Genomic DNA, 19,182 nt, shown 5'->3' on the forward strand with positions numbered 1-19,182 from the left:
CGGCGTCCGGTCCGGCCCTCCCGCTCACGTAAGGTCATCGTGTGAGCAACGGCCGGACCGGACGGCGCAAGGGCAATCCCGACACGCGCGCGCAGATCCTCGACGCCGCCCGCGACGCCTTCGCCGAAGTGGGCTTCGACCGCGCCACCATCCGCGAGATCGCCCGCCGCGCCGACGTGGACCCGGCGCTGGTCCACCACTACTTCGGCAGCAAGGACAAGCTGCTGCTGGCCACCATCGACGCGCCCTTCGATCCCGGCAAGGTGCTGCCCGGCATCATCGGCCCGGGCCTGGACGGCGTCGGCGAGCGCCTCGTGCGCGCCTTCGTCGGGGTGTGGGACGGCCCGGCGGGCGCGCGCGGTTCGGTGCTGCTGCGCTCGGCGCTGTCGCATCCGCTGATGCTGCGGCTGCTGCGGGAGTTCCTGATCTCGCGGATCCTGCGGGTGGCGGTGCGGGAGCTGGGCGTGGAGATCGACCACGCGCCGTTCCGGGGTTCGCTGGTCGCCTCGCAGCTGCTGGGGCTGGCGCTGACGCGCTACATCCTGAAGGTGGAGCCGATGGTGGACGCGCCGCCGGAGGCGGTGGTGGCGATGGTCGGGCCGACGATCCAGCGCTACATCGAGGGCCCGCTGCCCGATTCGGCGCCATGACATCTCAAAGGGCCATGACACCACAAGAACCGTGACACCACAAGAACCATGACGGCGAGAGGACCGGGCCCTTGGGGGAGGTACCCGGTCCACGTGGCGTGCGGCCTAGCAGCCGAGCTTGTAGTAGTTGCACCACTGGCTGAGGTCGCAGCGGTCCTTGTAGCACACGACCAGGGTGGTGCCCTGGCAGTAGCTGTGGGTCTTGATGACGCACACGGCGGCGGCGGTGGTCTTGGGGGCGATGCGGCCGACGACGCGGTCGGCGAGCTTTCCGAGGGTCTTCATTGAGATCGCTCCTGTCTCGTTGATCTCCCCGGGGACGGGGGTGGTCAAGACAGTAGGTCCACTGTGTACAGACGAACGCATATGGCGTGCACAGCGGGGCCGTCCGGGCGTATGCGAAAGGACCGGGGCCCCTGGGGGAGGCTCCCGGTCCACATGGCGACGGACGGGCTCAGCAGCCGTATCCGCTGAAGGTGCAGTAGCGGCCCGCGGCGGGGTCGCAACGGTCGCGGAAGCAGTAGAACCAGAGGCCGTTGAAGCACGTTCCGGCCACGGGGTACTCGCAGACGGCGCGCGCGGACGCCTTGGGGACGAACCGCCGCACGACGCGGTCGGCGATGCTGCCGAGAGCCTTCATGGGATTGCTCCTGTCACAGGTGATCTCCCCGGGGACGGGGGAGTGATCAAGACAGTAGGTCCACTGTGTACAGACGAACGCATATGGCGCGTACAGGGATGAACCGGAAAGCGCGTGCAGAACGGGGCCGGGCCCGCCCTGTCGGCGGTCCCGGCCCCGTTGTCGCTGATCACCGAGCCTATGCGGCGACCGCATACGCGGCCGCACAGGCCGTCTACTTCGGCGGGACGCAGGCCCCGAGGTCGACGACCTCGATGGTGTCCTCGCACTGGTTGCGGCAGGTGCGCAGGTAGTGCCCGTCCACGCACGCGAAGCTGCAGAAAACGCAGTGCGCGGACGCCTCCACCTTGGGGACGAACACCCGCAGGATCGTGTCGCTCACCGATTTCAGGACGCTCATGGGTCCTCCTCGTACACGGGATGTACAGGTCCTTTCGGACGGTACGGGTCGCGTGCACAGTGGACCGCACACGTGCGGCCCGGCGGTCTCAGCCGATCATGCGGAAGTCGTAGCGGGCCGGGAGCGGGAAGTCGGCGCGCGCCTTGGCGCGGACCTCGTCGGTGACGGGGGTGCCCAGCGCGTCGGCGACGGTGCGCTCGGCCAGCTCGAACCACAGCGCGTCCAGGGAGATCTCGCCCTCGCGCAGGTCGGGGACGTCGAACCCCGCGGCGAACAGCGCGGCGGCCTCCTCCAGGGCACCGGTGGCGATGGCGGCGCGGATCCGGGTGACCGTGACGCGGCCGTGCGCGGCCATGTCCGGCGGCAGGGCGGCCAGGAGCGCGGCGGCCTCGGGCGCGCGCCCGGCGGCCAGGAGCGCCTCGCCGGTCTCCACCGCGAGCTGCCGGACGCCCGGGGCCAGCTCCCACGCGGCGAGGTAGGCGTCGGCGTCGCCGTCGAGGTGCCCCAGGGCGCGCAGGGCCCAGGCGTTGGGACGCACGGCGGCCGACTCGCGGAACTCCTCGCGGGCGGCGTCCAGGTCACCGGCGGCGGCGCGGGCGATCCCCCGGTGGTAGGCCATGCTCCAGTCCCCGCCCACCAAGAGCGGGTTCCAGGGCCCGGCGACGTGCGAGACGGGCGGGACGGCCGGGTCGGGCTCGGGCAGCGAGCCCGTCCAGGCCAGGGTCAGCCAGTCCTCCTGCTCGGGGCCGATGGTGTCCTGCGCGAAGGGGATGCCGGGCAGCTCGGGCACCGGCTCGCTCCGCGAGCGGCGGCGGTGCTCCTCCAGCGCGCCCCAGCCGGAGCCGGTGTGCAGGCGCTCGCCGGGCACCGCGTCGAAGTCCCATTCGGCCAGGCGGACGTTCAGGGCGGGCACCGGCAGGCGCTCGCGCAGGTCGCGTTCCACGGCCTCCCGGGCGGCGGCCCAGTCCCCGTGCGCGCCCTCGGCCTCGACGGCCCCGTAGGCCTCCACCCACGTCCACGACTCCCCCGCCGGCATCGGCAGGTGCTCCAGCTGGGTGCGCGCCAGCCCGGCCTGGATCTCCAGGTAGCGCCCGGAGCCGGGCTCGGTGAGCCAGTCCTGCCAGCGGTGCCCGCCGGGGTTCTCGCCCCACACGAACAGCTTGCGGCCGGTCAGGCGCGCGGTGGAGGTCTGCACCAGGCCGGTGCCGGAGGCGTCCACGGCGGCGATCCAGGGGCGGCGGCCCTCCTCCAGGCGGAAGAAGTAGTCGGCGGCGTGCGGCGCGCGGTCGGGGTAGGTGTAGTCGAGGCCGTCGTGGACGGGCGCGCCGATCAGGCTCAGCTCACCCTCGTAGGCGAAGCGGTAGGCGCCGTCGGCGGGGGCGATGACGCGCGCGCCCGGCGTGGCGGGCACGGCGATGTTCGACCACCAGTACACCGGGACGTCCACGTCGCGGGTGTTGACCAGCCGCACGTGCACGTAGAGGAACCGCGAGCCCTCCGGCAGCGCGAAGTCCAGCTGATAGGGGATCTCGCGCAGCCGCTCGTGCTCCCACACCCGCAGCACCGGCCCGTCGGGGGTGTCGACGCGGGCGGCGTGCATGGGGGCACAGGTGAGCGGGGTGTGCCCGGTGGTCCCCAGGTTCCACTCGACCCCGCCGGAGAACCACGCGTTGCGCAGCGCCAGGTTCGCCGGCTGCAGGACGGGGTTGCGGTACAGCAGCTCCCGGCCGGTCTCCTTGTCCACCAGGGACCACAGCCGCGCGCCCAGGTCGAGGGCGATCGTGGCGCGCAGCCGGTCGTTCTCCAGGACCGCCACCCGCAGCTCGCCGGGCTCCCGATCGCGCCCGTAGCCGTCCTGCCACGAGTACGGCAGGACGCTCGGGGTACGCCCGTAGGCCAGGTCGAAGCACTCGCCGGGCACGTTCACCGTGGCCTCGGCGTGCAGGTCGTCCCCCGCCCCCGGCAGCGGAGGCAGCGGGGACGGCGGCCCGAGCGGCGCGATGGGCAGGGACAGTGTCTCGATGCGCAGCTCGGGCATGTGCGGTCCTGTGGGAACTAGTTGGAACGGGTCTGCTCGACCCAGCTGGCGTGGAGTTTCGCATAAACCGAGTCGGCCTGCGCGACCAGCTCGGCGTGCGAGCCGTTCTGCACGATCCGCCCGGCGTCGAAGACCAGGACCCGGTCGGCGGCCTCGGCGGTGGACAGCCGGTGCGCGATCGCCACCGTCGTCCGGCCGCGCGTGACGGCGTCCAGGGCCCGCGCCAGGCGCACCTCGGTCGCCGGGTCGACCGCGGAGGTCGCCTCGTCCAGCACCAGCAGGTCCGGGTCGGCCACATAGGCGCGCGCCAGCGCCACCAGCTGCCGCTCGCCCACCGACAGGGCCTCACCGCGCTCGCCGACGGCGGTGTCGAGGCCGTTGGGGAGCCCGTCGACCCAGTCGGCCAGGCCCAGCTCGGTGAAGGCCAGGTACAGCTCGGCATCACCGATCTCGGGACGCGCGAAGCGCACGTTCTCGGCGACGGTGGCGTCGAAGAGGAACCCGTCCTGCGGGACCATCACCACGCGGCGGCGCAGCGAGGCGAAGCGCAGCCCCGTCAGCGGCACTCCGGACAGCTTCACGTCGCCCTGGGCGGGGTCCATCAGCCGGGTCAGCAGCTTGGCGAAGGTCGTCTTGCCCGAACCGGTCTCGCCGACCACCGCGATGCGCGCCTGCGCCGGGATGTCGACGTTCACCGCCGAGAGCACCTCCGGCCCGCCCGGGTAGGCGAAGTGGACGCCCTCGAAGGCCACCGAGACCGGGCCGGCCGCCAGGTCGGTGCCGTTCTCGCCCGGGTCGGCCACGTCCGGCTCGGTGTCCATGACGTCCAGGACGCGCCGCCACCCGGCGATGGCGTTCTGCGCGTCGTTCAGGATCTCGGTGCCCATCTGCACCGGCTGCACGAACAGCGTGGTCAGGAACAGGAACGCGGTGAACTGGCCGACGCTGATGTCGCGATCCACGCCCAGCAGGACGCCCACGATGACCACACCCGACAGGCAGATGCCCGAGGTGATCTCACCGGAGGAGAAGCTGAAGACACTGCGCCGCAGGGCCTTGAACTGCGCGTTGCGGTAGCCGTCGATGGCGCCGTCCAGGCGCTCCTCGGTGCGCTCCTGCACCCCGTAGGCGCGGATCACCGAGGCGCCCACGACGGTCTCGGCGATGCCGCCGAGCATCGTCCCGACCCGCTCGCGCGACTTCTTGTAGGCGGCCGCCAGGCGCCGCTGGAGGAACCGCACGATCCAGATCAGCGGCATGAACGTCACCAGCACCACCAGCGCCAGCTGCCACGAGTAGGTGAACATCACGACCGTCGCGATCAGCACCTGGCCGCCGGAGATCAGCAGCATGATCCCGCCGAACTGCAGGAACTGGCTGATCTGGTCGATGTCGGTGGTCACCCGCGAGGTCAGCGTGCCCCGCCGCTCCGACTGCTGGTGCAGCATCGACAGGTCGTGCACGTGCCGGAAGGCCCGCGCCCGCAGACCCGCCAGGGCCGTCTCCGACACGGTGAACAGCCGCACGTTCATCATGTACGAGGCCGCGATGGTCAGCGTGAGCACCGCCAGGCTGATCAGCGCCACCGTCGCCACCACCGACGGGTAGGGGCCGCCATCGGCGACCACACCCCGGTCGATGCCCTGCTGGATGGCCACCGGGACCACGATGCGCCCGGCGGTGGCCACCACCGCCAGCGCCAGCGTCCCCGCCAGCCCGGAGCGCAGCTCCGGCGACAGCGCCAGCCCGCGCTTGAACGTGTGCCACGAACCCTGCTCGGCCGCCACGGCCGCCTCCACGGTCGTCACGCCGAGACCCCTTCCTCGGAGTCGGCGAAGGCGCCCTCGCGGGCCCGCTCCGCCTCCTCGCGCTCATATGCGGTGACCAGGTTGGCGTACCCGGGCACGTTCTCCAGCAGCTCGCGGTGGGTGCCGGTGGCCACGACCTTGCCGTGCTCCAGGTACACCACCTCGTCGGCGAGCGCGATCGTGGCGCGCCGGTAGGCGACCACCAGCACCGAGGCCGGGTTCTCCGATTCGCGCAGGGCGCCCAGGATGGCGGCCTCCACGCGCGGGTCGACGGCGCTGGTGGCGTCGTCGAGGACGAGCAGGCGCGGCCCGCCGGCCAGGGCGCGGGCCAGCGTCAGGCGCTGGCGCTGGCCGCCGGAGAGGCTGTGGCCGCGTTCGCCGACCTCGGTGTCGAGGCCGTCGTCGAGTTTGGCGACGAAGCCCTCGGCCTGGGCGGTGCGCAGGGCGGCCCAGACCTCGTCGTCGCCGGGCACGGCGTCGCGTTCGAGGGAGATGTTGCCGCGGATGGTGTCGTCGAAGACGAAGGGCACCTGCTGCACGAGGGCGATGGTGCGGGCCAGGGCGCCGTGGTCGAGGTCGCGGACGTCGCGTCCGTCGACGCGGACCTTGCCGGAGTCGGGGTCGACGAGGCGGGTGGCGAGGGAGGCGATGGTGGACTTGCCCGAGCCGGTGGGGCCGACCAGCGCGACGGTCTTGCCGGCGGGGACTGCCAGGGTCACGCCGTGCAGGACCTCGGAGCCGTCGGGGTAGGCGTAGTCGACGTCCTCGAACTCCAGGGCGGCGGGGCCGGTGCGCCCGGCGAGGCTCTCGCCGCCGTACTCCATGTCGCCGGTGGCGGCCAGGACCTTCGCGACCCGTTCCCAGCCGACGACCGAGCGGGGCAGTTCGCCCAGGACCCAGCCGATGGCCCGGATCGGGAAGGCCAGCACGGTGAACAGGAAGACCACGGAGGTGACGTCCTCCAGGGTGGCGGCGTGGGTGGACAGCCGCCAGGTGCCGACGACGAGGACGGCGAGGGTGCCGATGTTGGGCAGGGAGTCGATGATCGGGTCGAAGGCGCCGCGGATGCGGCCGACCCGGATGAGGCCGTCGCGCAGCTCGTCGGCCTTGGCGGCGAAGCGCTCGGTCTCCTCGGTCTCGCGGCCCATGGTCTTGACGACGAGGGCGCCGTCGAAGCTCTCGTGGGCGATGGTGGAGACGTCGGCGCGCAGTTCCTGGACGCGGGTGACGCGCGGGGACATGCGGCGCGAGTAGATCACGTTGAGGGTGAAGACCATGGGGAAGACGGCCAGGCCGACCAGGGCCATGGCCCAGTCGGTGGCGAACAGCGCGACGGCGGCCACGACGAGCATGACGAGGGTGCCGACGGCGAAGGGGAACGGCGCGATCGGGTACCAGGCGGCCTCGACGTCGGCGTTGGCGTTGGACAGCAGCCCGCCGGTGGAGTGCTTCTGGTGCCACGACAGCGGCAGCCGCAGGTAGCGGCGGGTGACCTGGCGCCGGTAGGAGGCCTGGAGGCGGAACTGCATGGCCCCGGCGCCGAGGCGGCGGGCGATCATCCCGGCGACCTTCAGGGCGCTGACGGCGAGCACGGCGGCCACCGCCAGGACCATCGCGCCGAACGAGACGCGGCCCTGCTCGATGGCGGGCACCGCGATGCGCGCGACGATCTTGCCGAGCACGTACGAGCTGCCGATGGTGACGATGCTGTGCAGCACCGCGCCACCGACTCCGATGGCGAACGGCCCCGGTTCTTCGCGAACGGCGCGCATGAGCACCCTCATGCCCTTGCCGACGACTCCCTTGTCTGCCACGCGCCCTCCTGGTCTCCGGTGATCTCCGCGGGCAATCCTGACCCCCCGATGTCGGTACCGCAAGCCGTAATCGGTCCTTACGTGACGACTAACACGCCGGGTTTCCGGCGTGCGACGAAGTCGTTACCGGACAGCGTCGCGCCGACGCGTGCCAGAGCGTCACGACGGACGACGGCGGGCAGCGCCGCGATACGGACGGTGAGGCCGGGGGGCGTCCCGGGGCATGCCGCGCCCGTGTCCCGGGCACGCGCTGGATGCGAGGCTACCGCCGTATTAACGAACGGTGCCAACCCGGGAGGTCATCTCTTCGGTCAGGTATCCGATACCGGCGGCGGCTCACCGAACTCACCCCGGTGGGTACGCCATTCGGCGAAAGCGCCGGCGGGGACGGCCGGGGCGCGCGGCGGGACGGGGTCCAGCCGGGCGTAGGGCTCGCCCTGGGCGGGCCGCGCGTCGTCGTCGCCGTTGTTCGGCCACAGCGCGAAGGCCCGCTCGGCCTGGGCGGTGATGGTGAGGGAGGGGTTGACGCCGAGGTTGGCCGAGACCGCCGAGCCGTCGGCGACGTGGACGCCGGGGTGTCCCCACAGCCGGTGGTAGGGGTCGATGACGCCGCGCTCGGGGGTGTCGGCGATCGGGCAGCCGCCGAGGAAGTGCGCGGTCATCGGCACGTCCAGGATCTCCCCGGCCGATCCGCCGGGGAATCCGTTGATCTCGCGGGCCAGGCGCCGCACGGCCTCCTCGGCCTGCGGGATGTACCCGGGGTTGGGCGCGCCGCCCTGGACGGAGGTGAGCCGCCCGCGCCGCAGCCGCGTGGTGAGGGAGTTGTCGTGGGTCTGCATGACCAGGCAGATGACGGTCCGCTCCGACCAGCGCCGCACCGACAGCGACCGCGCGAAGACCAGCGGGTGCCGGACGGCGGCGGCGAGGAAGCGCAGCCAGCGCGGCCCGCGTCCCCCTCCGGGCACCTGGATGGTGGACAGCAGGCCCATGGCGTTGGAGCCGCGCCCGTAGCGCACCGGCTCGATATGGGTGTGCTCGTCGACGTGCACCGAGGAGGTGATCGCCACGCCCCGGGTGAAGTCGGGCCGTTTCCCGTAGCGCCGGGTGGAGGTCTGCGCCCCCGCGAGAGCTTCGGAGTTGGTGCGGGTCAGCTCGCCGAGCCGGGCGGAGATCCGGGGCAGGACGCCGGTGTCGCGCATCGCGTGCAGCAGCTTCTGCGTCCCGTACGTCCCGGCGGCCAGGACGACCTGCCCGGCGCGGACCTCCCGCGCCCGCCCGCCGCCGGTGGGCCGCACGGTGAGCACGTGCCCGCCGCCGTCCTCGCGCACGGCGGTGACGGTGGACATCGGGTGGATCTCGGCCCCGGCGCGCTCGGCGAGGTACAGGTAGTTCTCGGTGAGGGTGTTCTTGGCGCCGTGGCGGCAGCCGGTCATGCACTCCCCGCATTCGACGCAGGCGCGCCTGCGCGGCCCGGCGCCGCCGAAGAAGGGATCGTCCACGGCCTCGCCCGGCGCGGCCCGCCGCGCGCCGTCCCCGTCGCGTCCGTCGCCGAAGAACACCCCGACCGGGGTGAGCTGGAAGCTGCGCCCCACGCCCATGCCCTCGGCGACGGCCCGCAGGTGCCCGTCGGCGGCGGTGACCGTCGGGTTGGGCCGCACGCCCAGCATCCGCTTCGCCAGCCCGTAGAACGGCGCCAGCTCACCGGCCCAGTCGGTGATGTGCGCCCATTGCCGGTCGGTGAAGAACGCCTCCGGCGGCACGTACAGTGTGTTGGCGTAGTTGAGGGACCCGCCGCCGACACCGGCGCCGGCGAGCACGATCACGTTCCGCAGCAGGTGGACCCGCTGGATCCCATAGCAGCCGAGCCGGGGCGCCCACAGGAACCGCCGCAGGTCCCAGCTGGACCGCGGCAGCGTCTCGGGCGTGAACCGGCGCCCGGCCTCGAAGACCGCGACGCGGTAGCCCTTCTCGGTCAGCCGCAGCGCGGCCACCGATCCGCCGAAACCGGAGCCGACGACGGCCACGTCGTAGTCGAGCATCGCGCCAGCATGGCCCGGCCCGCGGCGTTTGTCTACCGCCGCACCGGGTACCCGTCGGCGGCCAGCGCGTCCTTGACCTCGCCGATGGTCAGGGTCCCGAAGTGGAACACCGAGGCCGCCAGGACCGCGTCGGCGCCCGCGCCCACCGCCGCCGGGAAGTCGGCGGCCCGGCCCGCTCCCCCGCTGGCGATGACCGGCACGCTCACCCGCGCCCGGATCGCCGCGATCAGCTCCAGGTCGAAGCCCGCGGTGGTCCCGTCGGCGTCCATGGAGTTCACCAGCAGCTCACCGGCGCCGTCCCCCGCCGCCCGCTCGGCCCACTCCACCGCGTCAATGCCCGTCCCCGTGCGCCCCCCGTGCGTGGTCACCTCGAAGCCCGAGGGCGTCCCCTCCGCCCGCCGCACGTCCAGCGACAGCACCAGCACCTGCCGCCCGAACCGCTCGGCGATCTCCCCGATCAGCTCCGGCCGCGCCACCGCCGCCGTGTTCACCCCGACCTTGTCGGCCCCCGCGCGCAACAACGCGTCCACATCGGCGACCTCCCGCACGCCACCGCCCACGGTCAGCGGGATGAACACCGACTCCGCCGTCCGCCGCACCACGTCGAGCGTGGTGGCCCGCCCGTGCGCGCTGGCGGTGATGTCGAGGAACGTCAGCTCATCGGCCCCGGCGCGGTCGTAGGCGTGCGCCAGCTCGACCGGATCCCCCGCGTCCCGCAGCTCGGCGAACCTGACGCCCTTCACGACCCGCCCCGCGTCGACGTCCAGGCAGGGGATGACACGCACCGCAACCGACATGTGGATCAGGGTACGGGGTGGGCGGGCGGCCCGGAGGGGACCGCCCGCCTGGTGGAACGGGTCCTCACACCTCCCGCACCACCACGTCGTCGCAGTACCCGTCCCCACCTCCGGCCCGGGTGTAGCAGTAGATCCGCCCACTCGTGTTCGACGCACCGGTCGTGAAGGTCACCGACCCGCTCGCCCACGCCGTCGTGGTGAACCCGGGCGCACGGACCTCGGCTCCGCCGTAGCCCTTCACACCGATCACCAGCTCGGTGCCGCTCGCCGACACCCGCCCCCAGCCCGACAGGACGTAGGTCGTGTTCGGCCTGAGCGTCACCGTCTGCTCCGCCGAGGCGGGCGCGGGACCGCCTCGCAGGCCGTACACGCCGGAGTGGGCCGCGGCGGCGGTCACCGACAGCTTCGCCCCGGCCGACCAGCCCGCGGGCGTGCCGGTCTCGAAGTCGCCGTTGGCGGCCAGGTTCGGGCGGGCACAGGTGGCGTCGTCGAAGGCCGAGGCCTGGTGCAGCCCGCGGTCGGGCGCGCAGACGGCGGGGACCGGCCCGCCGTAGTAGTCGCGGCCCCCGTTGCCGGGCACCGTCGCGCCGGTGCCGCGCGCGGGCGAACCGGCGGCGAGGCGGTAGCCGTCGGTGAGGAGCGGGTCGGCGGTGCTCTTGGCCGGGTCGGCGGGTTCGGAGGCGGGATGCGAACCGTAGAAGGTGTTCGCGCGCCAGGTGTGGTCGCTCCCGCCGGTGTAGCCACCGGTGCCGAGGTTGTGGATGACGTTGTTCGTCCAGGTCGTGAAGGTGCTGCCGGAGCCGTCCTGGATGATCGCGGTGGTCGAGGACGCGCCGAGCACGAACACGTTGTTGTAGATCTGTGCCGCCTTCTCGCCCACGGCGTAGAGAATGCGCGAGCCGTCGTCCACGGAGAGGTTGTAACGGACGATCGTCCCGGTCGAGGAGGCCGATCCACCGCAGGCACCGCAGAACAGCATGAAGCCGCCCTCGTTGTGGTGGCTGTAGTTGTACTGGAAGACCACCCCGCGGTTGCCGTAGTCGGAGTCGAAGGCGGTCCCGTCGTTGGTGCCGGGCATCCGCCTGACGTGGTGGACCTCGTTGAACTGGATCACCGTGCCGTCACTGTCGATGGTCCACAGCCCGGCGTTGTTGCCGGGCGAGCGCACGGCGACCTCGTAGACCTCGTTGTGTTCGACGATCGCGCCGTCGGCGACGCGCATGACGATGCCGTCCCCGGCGATGTCGTGGACCTTGTTGCCCTGGAAGACGACGTTGGTGGAGGCCGTCCAGTTCTCCGGTGCGGTGCAGCCGTAGATGGCGCGGCAGTTCCAGGACGAGCCGGTGGTCAGGCCCTCGCGGTCGACGGCGTGGATCTCACTGTTGCGCACGACCACGCCGTCGAAGCGGGTGGGGGTCGTGGTGCCGCTGACCCGGATCTGGATGCCGTTGGACGCTTTGGTGTCGCCGCCGTTGACGTCGTGGACGAGGACGTCGTCGATGAGGTAGCCGCGCCCGACGCCGATGTCGGCGATCTCCACCAGCAGCCCGTTGCGCTCGGCGGCGGTGGCGCCCTTGTTGGTGATCTCCAGGCCGGAGACGGTGTAGTGCTGCACGTTGTACAGGTGGACACCGGCGTAGACGGCGCCGCCGCCGTTGATCACGGGGCGGGCGGTGCCGGTGCCGTAGGCGCCGATGCGGACGGGCGCGGCGGCGGTCCCGGACCCGCTGGGCCTGAGCCCGCCGGAGCAGGCGGCGCCGCGTTTGAACAGGACCTGGTCGCCGGGCGCGAGGGTGAGCGCGTTGACCTGGGCGAGGGACGAGTAGGGCGCGGCCTGCGTGCCGTCGCCGCCACTGCCGGAGCAGTCGACGTAGTAGGCGCGCGCCACGTCGGCGTGCGCGGCGGCCGGGATTAAGGCTCCGGCGAGGGCGGCGGTCACGAGGACGCCGGTAATCGGTTTCATGATGTCCCCTTCGACATCGGTCGAGCTGGTGGGGACATGGTGCCGCAGCACAGATCAACGGTCAATGCCTTGGGAATCTGTTGAGTGGCAACGGTTTCTAGTGGGAACGCGAAAACGGCCCGCCACAAAGGCGGGCCGTCCACAAGCGACTCAGTGCACCGGAAACTCAGTCCCGCGGTTCCCTGTACGCCTCAACCTCCACCTCGACCAAGTGGTCGGGGTGCAGCAGCCGCGCCACCACCACGAGCGTGGCGACGGGCCGGACGACGCCGAAGAGCTCGCCGTGCGCCTTGCCCACGGCCTCGGCGTGCTCGGGCGCGGTCACGTACATGCGCGTGCGGACCACGTCGGCCACGCCCGCTCCGGCCTCCACGAGGGAGTCCAGCGCGATCCGGAACGCCTCGCGCGCCTGGGCGTAGGCGTCGCCGACGTGCGCGACGACGCCGTTGACGGTGGACGTCGAGCCGGAGGTGATCACCCACGGGCCCGCCGCCACCGCGCGGGAGTAGCCGTACTGCTGCTCCCAGATGCCGCCGGAGGAGATGCGCCTGACGGTCATCCTCAGCTCCCGGCGGACTCGCGCAGCACGCGCAGCGCGTCGGTCACGGTGAAGTTGCCCTCGTAGAGCGCGGTCCCCACGATGACGCCCTCCACGCCGTCGCCCTCCAGGGCCGACAGGGCGCGCAGGTCGTTCAGGGTGGACACGCCGCCGCTGGCGATGACGGGCTTGTCGGTGCGCTCGCAGACGTCGCGCAGCAGCGCCAGGTTCGGTCCCGAAAGCATCCCGTCGGAGGGCACGTCGGTGACGACGTAGCGCGCGCACCCGGCCTTCTCCAGCCGCTCCAGGACCTCGAAGAGCTCGCCGCCCTCGCGGGTCCAGCCGCGCGCGGCCAGCCGCCCGTCGCGGACGTCGAGGCCGATGGCGACCCGGTCGCCGTACTCGGCGGCGATCCGGTCGCACCACGCCGGGTCCTCCAGCGCGGCGGTGCCGATGTTGACGCGCGCCGCGCCCGAGGACAGGGCCCGCTGGAGGCTCTCGTCGTCGCGGATGCCGCCGGACATCTCGACCTTGATGTCGAGCGCGGCGGTCACCGCGGCCAGCAGCGGCGCGTTGCTGCCGCGGCCGAAGGCGGCGTCGAGGTCGACGAGGTGGATCCATTCGGCGCCCTGGCGCTGCCAGGCGCGGGCGGCCTCCAGGGGGTCGCCGTAGGTGCGTTCGCTTCCGGCGACGCCCTGGACGAGCTGCACGGCCCGCCCCTCGGTGACGTCGACGGCAGGAAGAAGTTGCAGAGTCACGAAATCTCCCGAACCCAGTTGGCGAGAAGGGCCGCCCCGGCGTCGCCGGACTTCTCCGGATGGAACTGCGTCGCCGACAGGGACCCGGAGGACACCGCGGCGAGGAACCGCCCACCGTGGACGGTGGTGGCCACCCGCGCGCCGGGGACCTCGGGCGGGGCGGCGTAGGAGTGCACGAAGTAGAAACGCTCGTCGTCGGCGATGCCCGCGAACAGCGGCTCGCCCTCCTCGCGCTCGACGGTGTTCCAGCCCATGTGCGGGACGCGCAGGCCCGGCAGCAGCGCCGCCTCCAGCCGCGTGACCACGCCCGGCAGCAGCCCGAGGCCCTTGGTGGCGACCCCGTGCTCCTCCCCCGACTCGAACATCACCTGGAGGCCCACGCAGATGCCCAGGACGGGCGCTCCGGCGGCCACGCGCGAGGCCACGACCGGACCGAGCCCGGTGGCCTCGATCCCGGCCATGCACGCGGCGTAGGCGCCCACGCCGGGCACCACCAGGCCGTCGGCCTCGCGGGCGGCGGCCATGTCGCCGGTGACGACGACGCGCGCGCCCGCGCGGGCCATGGCGCGCTCGACCGAGCGCAGGTTGCCCGACCCGTAGTCGGCGACCACGACCAGCGGGCCGGTCACGATCCGCCCCCGGGCAGCAGCCACAGGATCCCGCCGCCGACGGCGAGCACGGCCAGCGCCGCCACGATGATCATCGCCAGGACGGGTCCCTTGTTCTTGCGGATGGAGATGACCCCGCCGATGAGGATCCCGCCGAGCAGGAACAGCGCCAGCGGCGCGAAGCCGTTCACAGCACGCCCTTGGTGGACGGGATGCCCGCGTCGCCGTCGAGCTTGACCGCGTCGCGCAGGGCGCGGGCCACGGCCTTGAACTGCGCCTCGACGACGTGGTGCGCGTCGGGCTTCTGGCCGGGGTTGGCCGCCCGCAGCACCGACACGTGCAGGGTCATGCGCGCGTGGTGCCCGAAGGACTCCCACACGTGCCTGGTCAGGCTCGACGGGTACTCCGGCCCGATCATGGGGGCCATGTCGAGCGGCTCGTCGTGAACGACGTAGGGCCGTCCCGACAGGTCCACCACCGCGCGTGCCAGGACCTCGTCCAGGGGGACGGTGGCGTCGGCGAAGCGGCGGACGCCGGCCTTGTCGCCGAGGGCCTGCGCGAAGGCCTGGCCGATGGCGATGGCGGTGTCCTCGATGGTGTGGTGGGCGTCGATGTGCAGGTCGCCCTCGGTGTGCACGATCAGGCCGAAGCCGCCGTGCTTGCCGAGCTGGTGCAGCATGTGGTCGTAGAAGCCCACGCCGGTCGACACGTCGACCGACCCGCCCTTGGCGTCCAGGTCGAGGGCGACCCGGATGGTGGTCTCGCCGGTGTTCCGCTCGATCGAGGCGGTTCGGTTCACTGCCGCTGCTCCTGTCCCGCTGCGATGACCGCGTCCATCGCGGTCAGGAAGGCGCCCGTCTCCTCTTCGGTGCCCGCGGTGACCCGCAGCCAGCCGTCGAGGCCGACGTCGCGGATCAGTACCCCACGGTCTACCAACGAGCGCCACACGGCCCGGGAATCGGCCAGGCCGCCGAAGAGTACGAAATTGGCGTCACTGGGGACCACGCGCAGGCCGAGTCCGGTCAGGTGCGTCACGATCCGGTCCCGCTGGCGCTTGATGCCGTCCACGGTGGACAGCAGGGCCCCGGCGTGCGCCAGCGCCGCCCGCGCCGCCGCCTGGGTGAGGGCGGACAGGTGGTAGGGCAGGCGCACGAGCTGGAGGGCGTCCACGACGGCCGGATCGGCGGCCAGGTAGCCCACTCGCGCCCCGGCGAAGGCGAAGGCCTTGCTCATGGTGCGGGTGACGACTAGGCGCCGACGCCCGTCCAGCAGCGTCAGCGCCGAGTCGGTGCCCGCGCGGGCGAACTCGGCGTAGGCCTCGTCCACCACGACCAGGCCGGGCGCGGCGTCCAGGACGGCCGCCAGGACCTCCGGGCGCAGCGCGGTGCCGGTCGGGTTGTTCGGCGAGCACACGAAGACCACGTCGGGCCGGTGCGCGGCGATCTGCGCGGCGGCGTGCGCCGGGTCGAGGTCGAAGTCGGCCTCGCGGCGCCCGTCGATCCACGCGGTGCCGGTGGACGCGGCGATGATCGGGTGCATGGAGTAGGCCGGGGTGAAGCCCAGGGCGGTGCGCCCGGGTCCGCCGAAGGCCTGGAGGAGCTGCTGGAGGATCTCGTTGGACCCGTTGGCCGCCCACACCCCGGTGGCGTCCAGCCCGTGCCCGAGGTAGGCGGCCAGGTCGGCGCGCAGGGCGAGGGCGTCGCGGTCGGGGTAGCGGTTGAGGCCGCGCACGACCTCCGAGAGGGCCTTCTCGATGTCGGCGGCGACCGGCTCGGGCAGCGGGTGGGAGTTCTCGTTGGTGTTGAGGCGGACGGGGACGTCCAGCTGCGGCGCTCCGTACGGGCTCTTCCCTCGCAGGTCGGCCCGCAGGAGCGCGGTGATCTCGCCGGTCATCCCGCGAACCTCACACTGACGGCCTCGCCGTGCGAGGGCAGGTCCTCGGCGCGGGCGAGGGTGACGACGGTGGCGGCGACGCCGCGCAGGGCGTCCTCGCCGTACTCCACGACGTGCACCGAGCGCAGGAAGCTGTGCACCGACAGGCCCGAGGAGTGCCGGGCGCAGCCGGCGGTGGGCAGGATGTGGTTGGAACCGGCGGCGTAGTCGCCGAGGGAGACCGGCGAGTAGGGGCCGACGAAGATCGCCCCGGCGTTGCGGACGCGCATGGCCAGCTCGCGCGCGTTCTCCGTCTGGATCTCCAGGTGCTCGGCGGCGTAGGCGTCCACGACGCGCAGGCCGTGCTCCAGGTCGCCGACCAGGATCACCCCGGACTGCTCGCCCGACAGCGCGGTGGCGATGCGCTCGTGGTGCTTGGCGGCCGGTACCTGGACGGCCAGGGCGGCGTCGACGGCGTCGGCGAGCGCGGCCGAGGGCGTCACCAGGACGCTGGCGGCCTTCGGGTCGTGCTCGGCCTGGCTGATGAGGTCGGCGGCGACGTGCGCCGGGTCGGCGGTGTCGTCGGCGAGGACGGCGATCTCGGTGGTCCCGGCCTCGGCGTCGATGCCGACGAGGCCGCGCACGGCGCGCTTGGCGGCGGTGACGTAGATGTTGCCGGGGCCGGTGATCATGTCGACGGGCGCGCATTCGTCGGTGCCGTAGGCGAACATGCCGACGGCGGCGGGACCGCCGACGGCGTAGACCTCGTCGACGCCGAGGAGGCCGCAGACGGCCAGGGTGGTGGCGTCGGGCAGGCCGGTGGCGCGCTGGGGCGGGCTGGACACGGCCAGCTGCCGCACTCCGGCGATCTGGGCGGGGACGACGTTCATGATGACGCTGGAGGCGAGCACGGCGAGGCCGCCGGGCACGTACAGGCCGACGCGCTCGACGGGGATGAACCGCTCGGTGACGGTCCCGCCGGGCACGACCTCGGTGACGACGTCGGTCCGGCGCTGGTCGGCGTGGACCTTGCGGACGCGCAGGATGGCCTCTTCGAGGGCGGCGCGCAGCCCGGGGTCGAGGTTCGCCACGGCATCGGCGATCGCGGCGGCGGGGACGCGCAGGTCGCCCAGTGTGACGCCGTCGCGTTCGGCGGTGATCCGCCGGATCGGCTCGGCCCCGTGATGGCGGATCGCGTCGAGCAGCGGCTGGATCTCGGCCAGCGCCGCCGCCACGTCGAAGGTCGCGCGGGGCAGGACCCCTCGCGGAATGGACGCGGTACCCCTGAGGTCGATGCGATTCAGCACGTGGGAAGCCTAGTCGAGCGGGCGATCACGCTCCCACCCGAATACGTGTGGTCTGCATCCTGGGATGCGCGCGTCAGTACCCGGCGTCGCCGCTCGCGCCGTTGGCGCCGTGGGCGGGCACGGGCTCGGTGTCCTTGTTCAGGGAGTGGTAGCGCGACCAGCCGGCCAGGATCGTGTACGTGAACAGCGCGGCCAGGGCCATGGTGGCCAGGACGCCGAGCTGGACGTCGTCCCAGACGCCGATGAGCTTCCAGTGGCGCAGCGCGTACCAGGCGTCGGACCAGTCGAGGTTGACCATGAGCAGCTTCGGCGGGCGGTACACGTGGTCGCCGGGCCGGGCGCTGTTGAGGGTGTCCTCGAATCCGGCGCGCCCGAAGGCCTCGCCGAACTTCCAGGCGACGATCTGGCAGGCGATGGCGCCCACGGCCAGGGCGGTGGCCTGGAGGGGGCCGCGGAAGCGGCGCAGGACGAACCAGGCCAGCAGCGCGACGATGAGCCCGGCGCCCAGGCCGATGAAGGTGAAGACGCCGTCGTCGCCGATGTAGCCCTCGGGGCTCTCGGTGGTGTAGGCGAAGCCGTTGGCGGTGCGGACCAGTTCGACGCGCGGCGCCAGGCCGATCCACAGCAGCGCCGAGGGAACGCCCAGGGCCGCGGTGAACAGCACCAGCCCGGCGGCCGCCGACCAGTCGGCCAGGCGGTTGCGGGGCGGTTCGGCGGGCACGACCGGCGGCGGCGTCCACGGCGCCGTGGCGGGGCCGGTCGGCGGGGACGGCGCGGAGTCCGGCTGCGCCGGGGAGGCGTCGGTCACCCGATGATCCTGCCACGCGCGCGCCAGTGGCGCGCCGTCACCCGATGCGTTCCACGATCGCGTGGGCTGCGTTGGCCCATGCGTCGCGCGTGTTCTGCTGGAGCGCGGAGTACTCGATGCTGGAGCCCGCCTCAAGCGCCGGGTCGTAGGGGACGACGGCGACCTTGCGGGTGCGGGTGGCGAAGTGCCCGGTCAGGTCGGTCAGCAGCGCCCCGGGATTCGGGGTGGGGCACGACAGGATGGTGACGGCGTTGGCCACCAGGTCCTTGTGCCCGTTCTCGATGAGCAGGTCCATCATCCAGTCGGCGGCGAAGGCGGCGTCCTCGCGCGGGACGGTGGTGATGACGAGCTGGTCGGCGGCCTCGATGACGGTGCGCCAGTTGGGGCTCTCGACGTTGTTGCCGGTGTCGATGCAGATGATGTCGTGGGTGCGGGTCAGCACGTCCAGGACCCGCAGCACGGTGTGCGGGTCGAGCTTCCCGGCGAGCTTGGGGTCCTCGTCGCCGGCCAGGACGTCGAAGGACCCGTCGGTGGAGTGCCGCAGGTAGTCGTCGATGAGCTCGCGGATCTGGGGCCCGCTGGCCTCGACGGGGATCAGGTCGTTGACCAGGTGCCGGATGGTGCGCGCGTGCCGGGCGGTCCCGGCGCGCAGGCCGAGGGTGCCGCGCAGCTCGTTGTTGTCCCAGGCCACGACGCCGCGCCCGCGGGCGCTGCCTAGGGTCGCGGCGGCCAGGACGGTGGCGGTGGTCTTGTGGACGCCGCCCTTGGGGTTGGCGAAGGCGACCACGCGGCAGCGGCCGAGGTCGCGGCGCAGGCCCTCGAAGATCGCGGCGGGCACCGAGGACACCGGGCGCGGCGGCGCGCCGAAGATCGGCGGCCCGCCCTGCTGGGGCACGTGCGGCACGGTCTCGTACTCGGGCTCGGGGGCCCGGTGGGAGCGGCCGCGGCGGTCGAAGAGCTGCCGCCAGCGCGGCACGGCCTCCTGGACGGCGGCCTCCCGGGGCATGGAGCCGTCCTGGCCGTAGGGCGTCCCTATCGACTCCACACTCGCCTCCCGCCTGCTTCCACGTACTCACCAAGGCTACGGATCCCGATGCCCGGCGCGCACCTGGGCCCGGGCGGTTTCGCACGGTTCGCACCGG

18 protein-coding genes and 1 pseudogene are annotated in these 19,182 nt (G+C 72.8%); 1 reads left to right on the top strand and 18 read right to left on the bottom strand.

The features are described from left to right. Positions 1-41: 41 nt before the first annotated feature. Positions 42-650: a TetR/AcrR family transcriptional regulator gene (locus tag QSK10_RS00755; protein WP_285660579.1), complete on the top strand. Its 609-nt coding sequence runs from the start codon at positions 42-44 to the stop codon at positions 648-650. Positions 651-755: 105 nt separating this feature from the next. On the opposite strand, the gene QSK10_RS00760 is transcribed toward QSK10_RS00755, so the two are convergent. The 18 genes and pseudogenes from QSK10_RS00760 to QSK10_RS00845 form a co-directional block, all read right to left on the bottom strand. Beyond that, the gene (locus QSK10_RS00760; RefSeq protein WP_285660580.1) at positions 756-935 is read right to left on the bottom strand and encodes a hypothetical protein; all 180 of its coding nucleotides are present in this window, start codon (positions 933-935) and stop codon (positions 756-758) included. 169 nt (positions 936-1,104) lie between these two features. Then, complete coding sequence (locus QSK10_RS00765) at positions 1,105-1,290, bottom strand: hypothetical protein (RefSeq protein WP_285660581.1); 186 nt, start codon at positions 1,288-1,290, stop codon at positions 1,105-1,107. 214 nt (positions 1,291-1,504) lie between these two features. After that, on the bottom strand, positions 1,505-1,690 hold the full coding sequence (locus QSK10_RS00770) for a hypothetical protein (RefSeq protein ID WP_285660582.1): 186 nt from the start codon (positions 1,688-1,690) through the stop codon (positions 1,505-1,507). 88 nt (positions 1,691-1,778) lie between these two features. Continuing rightward, entirely contained in the window at positions 1,779-3,728 is a 1,950-nt protein-coding gene (locus QSK10_RS00775) for a DUF5107 domain-containing protein (protein ID WP_285660583.1), read from the bottom strand. Between the two features lie 17 nt (positions 3,729-3,745). After that, positions 3,746-5,527, bottom strand: a complete 1,782-nt coding sequence (locus QSK10_RS00780) for an ABC transporter ATP-binding protein (protein WP_432705312.1) — start codon at positions 5,525-5,527, stop codon at positions 3,746-3,748. A 5-nt stretch (positions 5,528-5,532) separates the two neighbouring features. After that, complete coding sequence (locus QSK10_RS00785; protein WP_285662885.1) at positions 5,533-7,320, bottom strand: ABC transporter ATP-binding protein; 1,788 nt, start codon at positions 7,318-7,320, stop codon at positions 5,533-5,535. A 341-nt stretch (positions 7,321-7,661) separates the two neighbouring features. Continuing rightward, the gene (locus tag QSK10_RS00790) at positions 7,662-9,389 is read right to left on the bottom strand and encodes a GMC family oxidoreductase (RefSeq protein WP_285660585.1); all 1,728 of its coding nucleotides are present in this window, start codon (positions 9,387-9,389) and stop codon (positions 7,662-7,664) included. Between the two features lie 32 nt (positions 9,390-9,421). Continuing rightward, entirely contained in the window at positions 9,422-10,186 is a 765-nt protein-coding gene (hisF, locus tag QSK10_RS00795) for an imidazole glycerol phosphate synthase subunit HisF (RefSeq protein ID WP_285660586.1), read from the bottom strand. Positions 10,187-10,250: 64 nt separating this feature from the next. Then, positions 10,251-12,149: a carbohydrate binding domain-containing protein gene (locus tag QSK10_RS00800; protein WP_285660587.1), complete on the bottom strand. Its 1,899-nt coding sequence runs from the start codon at positions 12,147-12,149 to the stop codon at positions 10,251-10,253. 166 nt (positions 12,150-12,315) lie between these two features. After that, a complete protein-coding gene (locus tag QSK10_RS00805) occupies positions 12,316-12,708 on the bottom strand; it encodes a RidA family protein (protein WP_285660588.1) in 393 nt (130 codons plus the stop codon). 2 nt (positions 12,709-12,710) lie between these two features. Further along, positions 12,711-13,445 (bottom strand): bifunctional 1-(5-phosphoribosyl)-5-((5-phosphoribosylamino)methylideneamino)imidazole-4-carboxamide isomerase/phosphoribosylanthranilate isomerase PriA, encoded by a 735-nt coding sequence (priA, locus tag QSK10_RS00810; RefSeq protein ID WP_285660589.1) that lies wholly within the window; start codon positions 13,443-13,445, stop codon positions 12,711-12,713. Next, positions 13,442-14,074 (bottom strand): imidazole glycerol phosphate synthase subunit HisH, encoded by a 633-nt coding sequence (gene hisH / locus QSK10_RS00815; protein ID WP_285660590.1) that lies wholly within the window; start codon positions 14,072-14,074, stop codon positions 13,442-13,444. Before hisH ends, priA begins: the two co-directional genes overlap by 4 nt. Beyond that, on the bottom strand, positions 14,071-14,244 hold the full coding sequence (locus QSK10_RS00820; RefSeq protein ID WP_285660591.1) for a hypothetical protein: 174 nt from the start codon (positions 14,242-14,244) through the stop codon (positions 14,071-14,073). The genes hisH and QSK10_RS00820 overlap by 4 nt, the downstream gene beginning before the upstream one ends. After that, positions 14,241-14,852, bottom strand: a complete 612-nt coding sequence (gene hisB, locus QSK10_RS00825) for an imidazoleglycerol-phosphate dehydratase HisB (RefSeq protein WP_285660592.1) — start codon at positions 14,850-14,852, stop codon at positions 14,241-14,243. Before hisB ends, QSK10_RS00820 begins: the two co-directional genes overlap by 4 nt. After that, positions 14,849-15,946: a histidinol-phosphate transaminase gene (locus QSK10_RS00830; RefSeq protein WP_285660593.1), complete on the bottom strand. Its 1,098-nt coding sequence runs from the start codon at positions 15,944-15,946 to the stop codon at positions 14,849-14,851. Before QSK10_RS00830 ends, hisB begins: the two co-directional genes overlap by 4 nt. Beyond that, positions 15,943-17,232: a histidinol dehydrogenase gene (gene hisD / locus QSK10_RS00835; RefSeq protein WP_285660594.1), complete on the bottom strand. Its 1,290-nt coding sequence runs from the start codon at positions 17,230-17,232 to the stop codon at positions 15,943-15,945. Before hisD ends, QSK10_RS00830 begins: the two co-directional genes overlap by 4 nt. 73 nt (positions 17,233-17,305) lie before the next feature. Beyond that, complete coding sequence (locus tag QSK10_RS00840) at positions 17,306-18,040, bottom strand: hypothetical protein (RefSeq protein WP_285660595.1); 735 nt, start codon at positions 18,038-18,040, stop codon at positions 17,306-17,308. Between the two features lie 37 nt (positions 18,041-18,077). Then, positions 18,078-18,986 (bottom strand): annotated as a pseudogene (locus tag QSK10_RS00845) (MinD/ParA family ATP-binding protein); the annotation flags it as partial. Positions 18,987-19,182: the final 196 nt, after the last annotated feature.

The sequence above is a fragment of the Actinorhabdospora filicis genome (assembly GCF_030269765.1).
Taxonomy (GTDB): domain Bacteria; phylum Actinomycetota; class Actinomycetes; order Mycobacteriales; family Micromonosporaceae; genus Actinorhabdospora; species Actinorhabdospora filicis.